Annotated in this window: 10 protein-coding genes; 5 read left to right on the top strand and 5 right to left on the bottom strand. The window is 33.4% G+C overall.

What is annotated here, in order from left to right; genetic code table 11:
• The gene (bcsA, locus tag D7029_RS18680) at positions 1-2,121 is read right to left on the bottom strand and encodes a UDP-forming cellulose synthase catalytic subunit (protein WP_194951515.1); all 2,121 of its coding nucleotides are present in this window, start codon (positions 2,119-2,121) and stop codon (positions 1-3) included.
• A gap of 171 nt (positions 2,122-2,292) precedes the next feature.
• Positions 2,293-2,691 (bottom strand): hypothetical protein, encoded by a 399-nt coding sequence (locus tag D7029_RS18675; protein WP_194951514.1) that lies wholly within the window; start codon positions 2,689-2,691, stop codon positions 2,293-2,295.
• A gap of 1,366 nt (positions 2,692-4,057) precedes the next feature.
• Between D7029_RS18675 and D7029_RS18670 the strand changes: the two genes are divergently transcribed.
• The 3 genes from D7029_RS18670 to D7029_RS18660 all read left to right on the top strand — a co-directional run bounded on the left by D7029_RS18670 (position 4,058) and on the right by D7029_RS18660 (position 6,359).
• A complete protein-coding gene (locus D7029_RS18670; protein WP_194951513.1) occupies positions 4,058-4,609 on the top strand; it encodes an NADAR family protein in 552 nt (183 codons plus the stop codon).
• Positions 4,610-4,767: 158 nt separating this feature from the next.
• A complete protein-coding gene (gene nagK, locus D7029_RS18665; RefSeq protein WP_194951512.1) occupies positions 4,768-5,679 on the top strand; it encodes an N-acetylglucosamine kinase in 912 nt (303 codons plus the stop codon).
• Between the two features lie 95 nt (positions 5,680-5,774).
• Positions 5,775-6,359: a rhomboid family intramembrane serine protease gene (locus D7029_RS18660; RefSeq protein WP_194951511.1), complete on the top strand. Its 585-nt coding sequence runs from the start codon at positions 5,775-5,777 to the stop codon at positions 6,357-6,359.
• A gap of 19 nt (positions 6,360-6,378) precedes the next feature.
• On the opposite strand, the gene satP is transcribed toward D7029_RS18660, so the two are convergent.
• On the bottom strand, positions 6,379-6,942 hold the full coding sequence (gene satP, locus D7029_RS18655) for an acetate uptake transporter (protein ID WP_072065220.1): 564 nt from the start codon (positions 6,940-6,942) through the stop codon (positions 6,379-6,381).
• Between the two features lie 346 nt (positions 6,943-7,288).
• Here satP and D7029_RS18650 point away from each other — a divergent pair, with 346 nt between their 5' ends.
• Together D7029_RS18650 and D7029_RS18645 are read left to right on the top strand one after the other, a co-directional pair.
• Positions 7,289-7,699 (top strand): YgiW/YdeI family stress tolerance OB fold protein, encoded by a 411-nt coding sequence (locus D7029_RS18650; protein ID WP_416384071.1) that lies wholly within the window; start codon positions 7,289-7,291, stop codon positions 7,697-7,699.
• 496 nt (positions 7,700-8,195) lie between these two features.
• On the top strand, positions 8,196-8,645 hold the full coding sequence (locus D7029_RS18645; RefSeq protein ID WP_194951509.1) for a DUF411 domain-containing protein: 450 nt from the start codon (positions 8,196-8,198) through the stop codon (positions 8,643-8,645).
• Between the two features lie 119 nt (positions 8,646-8,764).
• Here the strand turns inward: D7029_RS18645 and D7029_RS18640 are convergent, their stop codons facing one another.
• Positions 8,765-10,300 carry an MFS transporter gene (locus tag D7029_RS18640; protein ID WP_194951508.1) on the bottom strand — a complete coding sequence of 512 codons (1,536 nt, stop codon included), beginning with the start codon at positions 10,298-10,300 and terminating at the stop codon, positions 8,765-8,767.
• The gene (locus D7029_RS18635; protein ID WP_194951507.1) at positions 10,287-11,387 is read right to left on the bottom strand and encodes an HlyD family secretion protein; all 1,101 of its coding nucleotides are present in this window, start codon (positions 11,385-11,387) and stop codon (positions 10,287-10,289) included. The genes D7029_RS18640 and D7029_RS18635 overlap by 14 nt, the downstream gene beginning before the upstream one ends.
• Positions 11,388-11,486: the final 99 nt, after the last annotated feature.

The raw sequence follows: 11,486 nt of genomic DNA, 5'->3' as shown, positions 1-11,486 counted from the left end.
TTAGTCATCCCCGTTAATAGATTGCACAGAGAGTGAAGCTTTTGCTTTTGTTCTTGCTGCTGGTGCTTTCACTTTTTGGCGACGACCAAAGAACAATTCAAAAATACAACGCGTAATGCCTGCCAATTCTTTAAATGGTTTGTCTTTATAATCTGCTTGATGGATCCATGCATCAGCACGACCAAAGATAATGCGCACTAATTTACGGCGAAGATTTAAATCAATAGGTAAGAATTCAAGGCGTAGTTGATTGCTTTCTAAACTCACCATATCAACAGGAACAGTAACTTCATCTCGTTGTACATTCAGAGTGATTGAAGTGACATTACGTTGGCGAAGTTCAGACATCTTATTTACGGCGATGCGAACGCCACCCATAGAAATATCTTCAGTGGTCGTCGTTAACTCAGCACCATCATCAAAATGTAATGTGATCGGTAGAGATGCGTTGATACGTGTATTCTTACGAATTTGTCGAGTCTCTTTACCAACCGCAATAGAGGCAAGAATGATAAATAAACTGTAAGTCGCCCAAGTAAGGTTTAAAACAATAACCAGAGGGTCAATACCTTGGAAGTCATTTAATAGGTAACGAACAACAACCCATGAAATCCCAGTGATAAGAAGAAGTGCAGTAATAATTAATGGACGCACAGTGAGGTAATCCATATAGCTTTTATCAAGCAAATCACCTTTATCTGTTACGTTAAATTTACCTAATTTTGGTGAAACTAAGCTCAGTAAAGTAGGTAATACCAAACTAAATGCCATAACGGTTTCATAAATTTCACCCCAGAAAGAGTAACGGTATTTACCGATATTTTTCGAGTTTACATAAACCGACATGATTAAGTGTGGTAATGCATAGGCAAATATCATGCTGGCAGATGAAGCGATAATATTGAGGTTAAATAACATAAACAGTAACGGAGCAGTCAAGAAGATGATACGAGGCAAACCGTACTGAAAGTGGAGCATGGCATTGAGATAACATAAACGCTGAGGGAATGTTAAACCACGACCTAACATTGGATTATCAACACGGAATATTTGCGTCATCCCTCTAGCCCAACGAATACGTTGGTTAACGTGTAATGCTAAACGTTCTGTTGCAAGGCCAGCAGCTAAAGGAATATCAATAAATGCAGAGTTCCAACCTAAACGTTGTAATTTAAGCGCAGTGTGAGCATCTTCAGTTACCGTTTCAACAGCGATACCACCGATTTCTTCAAGGGCACTACGACGCATAACAGCACATGAACCACAGAAGAATGTCGCATTCCAGTTATCATTACCACGTTGAACAGGACCATAGAAAAGTGCGCCTTCATGCGGTGCATCTTTAGCCGCACTTAAGTTACGTTCAAATGGGTCTGACGAGTAGAAATAGTGTGGTGTTTGGATCAGCGCTAATTTTGGATCTTCAAGGAAGCTTCCTACCGTTGCCTGCAAGAAAATACGTGTTGAGATGTGGTCACAGTCAAAAACGCAAATAAGCTCACCGTCTGTTAATCCCATCGCATGATTTAAGTTACCCGCTTTTGCGTGATCATGGACTTCACGTTCAATGTAAGTTACACCAACATCACCAGCGAATTGTTTAAATTCTTCACGGCTACCATCATCCAATATATAAACTTTCATTTTATCTTGTGGATAATCGATAGCTTGTGCAGCTAAGACGGTATCACGTACTACATCTAAGCTTTCGTTATATGTTGGAATATAAATATCAACAGTAGGCCATTGAGAAATATCTTTAGGTAAAGGTGCTATTTTTCTATTTAATGGCCATGATGTTTGGAAATATCCTAGGACTAATATTATCCAAGAATAAATTTCAGCCATAAATAAACCGCTACCTAAAACAGCCTCAATAGTTGTATTAAAATTTAAGGTATTTGTTGCACGCCAGTAGAGATAACGCGTTGACATCAACAATGAAATAAAAACCATTGTTAATAATCGTTTTTTTGATTTTTTAAAACCGATAACAAATAACAGCAATATATTGATAATACCGAATATATATTGTTGTTCGGCACTCATTGGCATAACAATGAGTGAAAACATTGTTATCAATAGAAAAGCCGTAATTAATGTTTTAAATATTTTATTCATAAACCCATACCTTTGTCATCGCCATAGATCTTTTCTTAAGACAAAGGCACCCCATCGACATTAATAAATATCGAAAAGAAATAAACCCATCTTAAAAAATAAAATAACAATGGCTAAAGATTGACACCAGTCAATATTATTTATTTACACAAAGAGTTTTGCTTATTTAGATTAGACAGAGGCAATAAATGACAATATATCTTTTAATGATATATTTTCATGAGCATGAACTCTATCCGTTTCTTTGCTATCAAATATTTTATTATCTGCTAACAAATTTTGCTTACTCTTAATTAAATTGTCTTTCTTTGCTTTAACAACTAAAGCATCCTGGTGATAAGAAGGAATAGACGATGAAGTAACAGGCTGTTTTGGTTCGTTTTTCACAACAAGTGAAGTTTCAGAAAACGTATTATTACTTAAATTACTAATTTTATTATTATCTTCTTTATTTATAACTACTGGTTCTATTTTGTTATCAACATCTTGTATTGTAGAGGAAGAAAAATCCTGAAAAGCAAAGGCATCTTCCTGAAACTTATCTTTTAGGTTACTAATATCATCATACATAGTGTGGCCCCTTTAATAACAGTACTCTAAACCTTGTTCAATAATTTGATGCTCATCCAAAATAAGGAAGAGAGAACCTTATAGATAATTTTCACAATAAGTTAAAAATATATCTTTATAAATTCATATTTAAACTCTCATTAAATCATCAATTAATGAACATCAACTATGTAGGGTAAAATAATCTTATAAATACTGATTTATTTAATAATAAATAAGCATCATCCGATTAGGAGTAATGATTATTTAAATTAAATTGTATAATTATTTTAATGAAAAAGACAACATCAAAAAAAGTGTAAAAAGTAAAACGGTACTCATTTTCACTTTATAAAAATGGGTACTTTTACTTAATTTAATATTTATTATCACTATCAAAAATAGCGTCTTTTTCACCTAAAAAAATGGGTTTTAAAACCAGATAATAACTAGAGTTAACTAATAACAATTTGTATAAATTTTATAAAAATAAAATTCTAAAATAATCATTTATTGATATTATTTCTTCTAAAAATCAAAGAACCCATCAAGATCAATTTTAATATCCCCTCATTTTTTCATTCTAAAAAAGACTAAAAAAATAACAATTAAAAACATAAAGAATTATTTATCCATATTGATCATCATCAAAACAGGTTTCTTTTTTACACCTAAAAGGTGACTTTATTGCTTTTTATCATATTACGACCGTTTTATTTTATTGAAATAAAATAAAATACATCAGCGTTGATTAAGTTTTAGAAAAAAACATCCAAATAAAAAACAAAAATAGATTATCAATCTATGATGTGTTTTATTCTTTACTTATAGTAAATACCGCTAAGAATAACCTGTATTCCAGAATAATTAACTTAAGCGATATTTTACCTATAAAATGATATTGTTAATTTAGCTTAACAAATATACAAGCGTGATGTGGTTCAAATAATAAATGTAACGATGAAAATCAGCACACTAATAACCACAACATATTGAATTAATTATATAATAAGTATTTTATTAGTTACAAATACTAATAATTAGTACAAATACCGATACTTACGCTTTTTTATATTAAAAATACTTAATTAACTACACCTTTCTACTAAGTAAGCAGTATCGTTTTAAGATTATCTTTTTATGTAACTATATAAATAAAGATATTCTTTAGATGAATTCTTTTAAGAGTAATCCTAAGAAACTAAGTTCTATTTTTTTTATTATTCAGCAAAAACAAATCAAATTAAGACTAATTTAATAAAAATAATTTAAAATAGCGGAATCGCTTCACCTACTCACAGAATAGCAAAAAGGCACTCTATCCTTATTTACTTCTATGCTATCTTTATTAAATGAATTAGGAGTATTCGAGATAACTGGAAAAAAGATGGATTTAGAACAATTAAAAAAAGAATTTCGTACAGGCAAGAAAATAAAGTTCATTTACTTTTGGGGACACAAAAGTAAAGGTAATGACATAGCAAAAAGTTGCTTTAGCCAATGGTATCCAGCACCTTTTATATTAGATGAAGTACGTTATGCCAGCGCTGAGCACTATATGATGGCTGAAAAAGCAAGGTTATTTAATGATATAGAAGTCAGAGAACGCATAATTACCACCTCTAATCCAGGTTCAGCAAAAGCATTAGGTAGAGAAGTAAAAGGATTTGACCAAAACATTTGGGAACAACACCGCATGGATATTGTTATCCGTGCCAATGTCGCTAAGTTTTCCCAAAATGAAGAACTTGGTAAATTTCTGATTTCAACAGGCAATCGTGTGCTTGTTGAGGCAAGCCCCGTTGATAAAATATGGGGCGTCGGATTAAGTGAGCAAGATAACGAGATTAACAACCCTCTTCTTTGGAATGGATTAAATTTATTAGGCTTTGCTCTAATGAAAGTACGTAGTGTTTTGATTGAAGGTAGTAATCAATAGATAAAGAAAACTCAACTGTCACCAATCACTGTTCTTCTTTAACCTAGTGTATATAAGCAGTAGAGATAACTTAAGTATTGACTGAAATAGAAATGGCCACGTAACGACAACCTTGTCGTTGCTATAAATAATATTTACAGAATAATTAAGAGACTGATATGTATTATGGTTTTGATATGGGCGGCACAAAAATTGAGCTTGCCGTTTTTGATAAAGATCTGACTCAAGTATGGCAAAAACGAGTTCCTACACCTAAAAATGACTATCAGGCATTATTGAATGTTTTTAAGGACCTGACTTTAGAAGCTGACAATGAACTAGGTTGTAAGGGAAAAGTGGGTGTAGGTGTTCCCGGTATTGTGAATTCTAAAGAAGGAACGGTATTTACTACTAATGTTCCAGCAGCTAAATACAAACCAATGGTTCACGATCTCGCACATATACTCAATAGACCCGTTAAAGTCGAAAATGATGCTAACTGCTTTGCTTTATCAGAAGCTTGGGACCCTGAGTTTCGTCATCACCCTTCGGTATTAGGTCTTATATTAGGAACGGGTGTGGGTGGTGGTTTTGTTATTGATGGCAAAGTATTGTCTGGCAAGAATGGGATTGCTGGTGAAATCGGTCATATGAATCTGAATGTGGATGCAGATAATGTGATCGGTGAAACGATGCCAAAAATTATTTGTGGTTGTGGTAAAAAAGCGTGTTTTGAAACCTATTTATCTGGTCGTGGCTTTGAGCGTATGTATAAAGCCTTCAATGATGCCCCACAAAGAGCTGTTGATATTGTTGAACAATATTATGCAGGAGATGCAAAAACACAAGAACATGTTGATCGCTATATGAAAGTACTTGCGATTTACCTTAGCAATATTCTTACTGTGCTTGACCCGCATTTAGTTGTTATTGGTGGTGGATTATCTCAATTTAACGCGCTGTATGAGCTATTGCCTGAATATCTTTCACGCTGTGTTTACGGAAATGCACAAATCCCATTAATAGAAAAAGCACGTCATGGTGATGCAGGTGGCGCTCGTGGGGCTGCTTGCCTTAATTTATTAGACTAATAAATAAAAAAGAGCCTTTCTTCTTTTATTAAAGGCTCTTCTATTTATGGCTTATAGTGTTTTACCAGCGTCATCACATTATTAAGGCTATCGTTATGGATAAGATTTGGTTTAAAAAAAGACTAACCTTTCTTGGTGGATTAACTATCACATTAGTCTTACTTCAACTTATTAACTCACTACTCTCCATCTCTCTTCTTCAATGGGGTATTATTCCAAGAACAGGAGAAGGTTTAATTGGTATTTTTATCGCGCCTTTTATTCATGGATCTTGGTCTCATCTATTTAGTAATCTACTCCCACTTCTTATTCTTAGCTTTTTATCCATGACGCAATCTCTACGAGAATATGTCTTATCAAGTATATTTATTATTATCGTAAGTGGTTTATTAGTTTGGATTTTTGGGCGAAATGCCATTCATGTTGGTGCAAGTGGATGGATTTTTGGATTATGGTCTTTGCTTATTGCTCACGCTTTTACTCGCCATAAAATTATCGATATCGTGATCGCACTCTTTGTTTTATTCTATTATGGATCAATGGCCTATGGCTTAATTCCGGGACAGTTAGGTGTATCAACAGAATCGCATATTTCAGGTGTTGTTGCAGGGTTACTTTATGCATGGTGTGCAAAAAAGCTAATTCGCCGTAAAAGCCAAGTAGTAGAAGTGGCTAAATAGCCACTTCTCTATAAAACGGTTACTTATGACCAATTGGCAGTATTGTTCTGCCATACATCTCATTTAATACTTCAGCCATTGCAAGATAAAAAGCACTGGCACCACAAATAATACCTTCAAAACCGGCAATTTTTAAAATCAGTGCATTACCAGTGATATTTCCAATCGCCAATAAAGCAAATAAAATTGTCAGACTTAAAAAGACAAACTGTAGCGCTCTATTGGCTTTTAACGTGCCAATAAACATGAAAAAGGTAAAGATCCCCCACAGCGCTAAAAACACACCTAAAAAGAGAGGTGTTGTTGGCTCGCTTAAGCCCATCACTGGTAATAACCAAATTCCTACCAATGTCACCCAAAAGAAGCCGTAAGAGGTAAATGCAGTGGCACCAAAAGTATTGCCTTTTTTGAACTCAAAAATTCCAGCAATAACCTGAGCTATCCCACCATAAAAAATTCCCATACTCATAATGACTGAGACTACTGGGAAAAAACCGGCATTATGTATGTTCAACAAAATCGTTGTCATACCAAAACCCATTAAACCTAATGGACCCGGATTGGCAATGCGTTCGTTAGTCATAAAACCTAAAACCTCTAAAAATAATAGGGGAAAATTAAAAAAAATTTGAAGGCGCTGGATGATAAGAGGTAACACATCTAAAAACAATGATCCCAAAGGGTATATTTTTGAATAACCGCTGGCACCGATCCCAAGGGTAAATAACTAGTGGATTTAACTTAGAGAAAAGAAGTATTTAGTGATAGATGCTTATATCACCAAAAAGAACAATGAAAAATAAAGGTCTATAATTTAAAGGTTAATATTAATCAGTTGATATATTAATACTTAAATTTACCTTAAAATGCGGTTTTATACATAGAAATGAAATAAAATCTAACATATTAATTAGTTGAATTATTAACCTATAAGCGAGCTTGTTATGAAAAAAATACTTGTATTATTAATCGGTAGTACTTTGGCTTTTGCATCTCAAGCAAGTACAACACATGAAGGTGGCTTTCAAGGCTCTATTCAAGCATCCACAATTGAACAAGGTGGATTCAAAGGCCCTTCTATTAGTGAAACAACAGTAGCTAAAGCAAAAGATCTTTCTGATGACACTTGGGTTATCTTAACGGGAAAAATTACCAAAAAAATTGGTGATGAACTGTATGTTTTTGAAGATAGCACTGGCGGTATCAATGTAGATATTGATAATAAAAGATGGCGCGGACAAACAGTCACACCAGAGAATACTGTCAGAATTGAAGGTAAAGTTGATAAAGAGTGGACAAGTACAGAGATCGATGTAAAACAAATTACCATTATCAAATAATTACCATCAAATAATTTGTCTTTAAATTAAATATAGCCTGATTATTACAAAGCTAATATATTGAAATATATTAGCTTTTTATTTTTCACTTTTTTATATTTTAGTTTAATCAATAAAATTGGATCCTTTATACAAATTTCTCCGCTTTAACCTCAAGCTAAGTTTAGGTTTATAGTTATTACCAGTTAAAGCACAACCACTCTTCGCAAGAGGTGCTTTAACTCATGAGATACCCTCATAGTCGTTTACATCCTAACTACTCTACGTTTACCCTGTTTTCTCCATTTTAAGCCTGCTATGCAGGCTTTTTTTCTACTTGTATCAAGTAATACTCTCGCAAAACATCAAAAAAGGATAAGCAAAGTATTATTTATACCTTTGTTTTCTATAAATATTTTTTTACAAAACTCTACGCGTTTATACCTTAATTAAATTGACCTTCCAGTAGGGGGAAAGATTATTGTTTCGTCTATCAACTTAATGAAAGGAATGAACAATGAAAAAGTTATTACTGCCTTCTATCATTGCAATCTCTGCTTTTACTAGTACAGCTTATGCTTCTAATCATAATGTTGTTGAAGTTTATAAAACAGAGAGTTGTGGATGCTGTACTTTATGGGCTGATGGTGTAAAAGAAGCTGGCTTTAACGTTAAAGTGAATATCGTTTCAGAAACACAATTAATGGAAAAGTACCAACAAGCAGGTGTACCCAATAATTTATTAAGTTGCCACTTTGCGACTTATCAAGGTAAAGACTTAGTCGGACATATCCCAGTTGATAGCTTAAAAAATATCGACTTAGTGGATAAATCTAAATCGGGTATTGCGGTTGGGGGAATGCCTGCAGGAAGTTTAGGTATGTATGCCGGTGATTATAAAGAGCCTTACCAAGTTATTGCTTTTGATAAATCAGGTAATCAATCTCTATTTAAGGCTTACAACTAGGTTTTTCTTACTGATTTTTCTTAGTTAGTTTTGTTCTTACTGTAGTGTTGTTTTAATAGCGATATATCTCTCCGATAGTGCTATTTTCCTCTGCCTGTATTCCGTTTACAGGCAGAGTTTTATTTTTGAATAGTAAATAATGTTGGCACAATAGGATTAGCAGGTGAAGGTTTTAAAAAAAATAGACAAATCAATCCTAAAACAACAAACCATGTTATTAAATGAAATCCATCTATAAAGGATGCGACATGAGACTCCCTTGTTATTAAAGCCATAACATCTTGAACGTTATCAAGCCCCTTTCCTAATAATTTTTGTTCCCCTGTTTGTACATAACCCCTTAGTGATCCTTGGTGTATATCATAAGATATTCTTAAATACGTATTCATTAAGGCTCCAGCTAGTGCTGGCATTAATACTCTTGCTATTGAAATATAAGCCCCAAGGTGCAACGCTTCACTGGGTTTAATGTTGGTCACAAATGAAGCAATTAAACCAATTAATAAAATACATTCTCCAATAGCTTGTACCACAATAAGCAAAAAGAAATCATCCGATCTCCACTGATAAGTAATTTGATGACCAAGTAAACAAGAAGCACCAATAATAGTCATTCCGATCATCATCACTAAACGAGGCTCTAGCCGACGTGCGATAATAATGGCTAAAGGACTACAAAGAAGATAGGTAATAAAACCAACATTGCTTATTTCTCCTATTTGTTGTGCTTTTAAACCTGCAACAATACTCAAAAAAGAAGGCACAAATAATGAGTTGGGCAACATTAAAAAACCGTATAAACAAGCAATGACAAAACAGACCCTTAAATTATAATTTGTCAGCCAATTTAGATATCCAAAACTTTTGCTATAAGTTACCGCTCTAATAATAAAAGTCAGTATTAAAATAGCACTACCAAGTAAACAAGAAATAATTAGCCCAGAGTCCCACCATCCAAGTAATTCACCTTGAACAACACTAATATATAATAGAGTTAAACCTAGGCATTTTAATGTCATTCCTCCCCAATCACTTTGTGCAAGTTGCTCTTTATTGATAGGTGTAATTGGCATTCCACGCCAAGCAAAAAACATAATAGCTAACGAAAATAACATTGAAACCCAATAGAGCCAGCGCCAATTTAAGATCTCAAATATTGAACCTGAAATTCCTATTCCTGCATCCATTCCTACTGAAACACGTAGGCTATAAGCCGCCATAACGATTAACCAAACATTAGGGTTTAAACTTCTTAATGCCAAAGAAATTGTCATTGGCAAATAGACACCCAAACAAAAACCAATCAAAAAATGCAGTATTAATAAAAAAGGTAGCCCAATAAAATCGCCATAACTAGAGACAAAAATACAACAGACAAAAAGTAATAAGCTTGAACTAATTAATATTTTCTCAGCACCATAAATCACCATAAACCAAGGTACTAATGTCATACTGATTAACTGAGCAGAATTAATTGCCACGTTTAACCAAGATCCTTGGACTACATCTAGAGCAAAAATGCCTCGTAGATCAGCCAAAGAAATAGAAAACATACGAATAAATAACGTAGATAAAATAGCACCAAGAAAAACAGAAAATACGATAAATAAAGGTCTATTTTCTTGTGCGCCAGACAAGAAATTAAGCGTCACCATCAACCTCCTCTATAGATAAACTTTCTGTGTCTATTTTTACCTCAACAGACATGCCAGCACGCAATTTAGCTAATAATTTATTATTACTATCAAAAGTGATGTAAACAGGGATACGTTGAACAACTTTAGTGAAATTGCCACTCGCATTATCGGCAGGAATTAATGCCGATTCGCCACTACTTTGCGCACCAATATAACGAACTTTTCCTTGATATATTTCATTAGGAAAAGCATCTATATTGATAGAAACAGTTTGTTCAGGAAGAATTTTTTTTATCTGTGTCTCTTTTAAATTCGCAATGATGTAAATATGATTTAGAGGAGTCAGTGTGACGATTTCTGTGCCAGGAGTAACTAAACTACCAAGATTGACTTTTATTTTATTTAACTGAGCATCAAAAGGGGCTTCTATTCTTGTATAAGTAAGTTCTGTTTCTGTTTGTTGATAACGTGTTTGAGCAATATTTTTTTCTGTTAGACGTATTTCTTCTTGAGCTTTAAGTAATACCAATGATTGTTTAGCTTGCTCCCATTCATTTTTAGCTGCGCTTTGTAATTTTATTAAACGTTGTAAATCAGATTGAGCGTCAAGGTAATTTTGTTGAGTTATAGCCCCACTTCGAATCAAATCTTTTCGTAATAAAGGATTTCTTTTCGCTTGAGCGACATCAATAACTGTCGCTTCATAGCGATTATGTAAAGTTTCGATATTAAGTTCAGACGCTTTTATCTCTTCTTTTAAATTATTAAACTGTAATTGTGCCTTTTTAAACTCGGCAATAGCGGTCTCTTTACTAAGTAACTGTTCGTTATCATTAATAATAGCAATAACATCTCCTTGTTTAACAAACTGATAATCCTCCTTTTTTATTTCAGAAATAAATCCCGTCATTCTTGATTTTAATATTGTAGGGTCTGTTTTTATGTAGGCATTATCAGTGGATTGATATCGTGCATCACTCCACCATTTATCCCAATCTAACGTTGCAGTTGTAATCAATACAATAACTAAAATGACAGCAATCCAAGGAGTATAAGTCATTATAAATTCTGTTATTTTTTCTTTTCTTGATGGCGTGTTTTTCATATTTCATTCCCAAATAACGATATTTCCACTCACTTAACTCGCAATCTAACATTGTTAGGTTGTATAAATATGGTAAACTAACATTGTTAGATATAAAAG

This window comes from Proteus vulgaris (genome assembly GCF_016647575.1).
Taxonomy (GTDB): domain Bacteria; phylum Pseudomonadota; class Gammaproteobacteria; order Enterobacterales; family Enterobacteriaceae; genus Proteus; species Proteus mirabilis_B.
Note: the sequence above shows the minus strand (reverse complement) of the source record. Positions and strands in the feature narration are given on the sequence as shown.

What these genes read in the sequence shown, in the direction of transcription:
- D7029_RS18675 (WP_194951514.1), bottom strand. Translation starts at nt 2,691, where the DNA reads ATGTATGATGATATTAGTAACCTAAAAGATAAGTTTCAGGAAGATGCC.
- D7029_RS18660 (WP_194951511.1), top strand. Translation starts at nt 5,775, where the DNA reads ATGGATAAGATTTGGTTTAAAAAAAGACTAACCTTTCTTGGTGGATTA.
- D7029_RS18635 (WP_194951507.1), bottom strand. Translation starts at nt 11,387, where the DNA reads ATGAAAAACACGCCATCAAGAAAAGAAAAAATAACAGAATTTATAATG.
- D7029_RS18670 (WP_194951513.1), top strand. Translation starts at nt 4,058, where the DNA reads ATGGATTTAGAACAATTAAAAAAAGAATTTCGTACAGGCAAGAAAATA.
- nagK (WP_194951512.1), top strand. Translation starts at nt 4,768, where the DNA reads ATGTATTATGGTTTTGATATGGGCGGCACAAAAATTGAGCTTGCCGTT.
- D7029_RS18640 (WP_194951508.1), bottom strand. Translation starts at nt 10,300, where the DNA reads ATGGTGACGCTTAATTTCTTGTCTGGCGCACAAGAAAATAGACCTTTA.
- bcsA (WP_194951515.1), bottom strand. Translation starts at nt 2,121, where the DNA reads ATGAATAAAATATTTAAAACATTAATTACGGCTTTTCTATTGATAACA.
- satP (WP_072065220.1), bottom strand. Translation starts at nt 6,942, where the DNA reads ATGACTAACGAACGCATTGCCAATCCGGGTCCATTAGGTTTAATGGGT.
- D7029_RS18645 (WP_194951509.1), top strand. Translation starts at nt 8,196, where the DNA reads ATGAAAAAGTTATTACTGCCTTCTATCATTGCAATCTCTGCTTTTACT.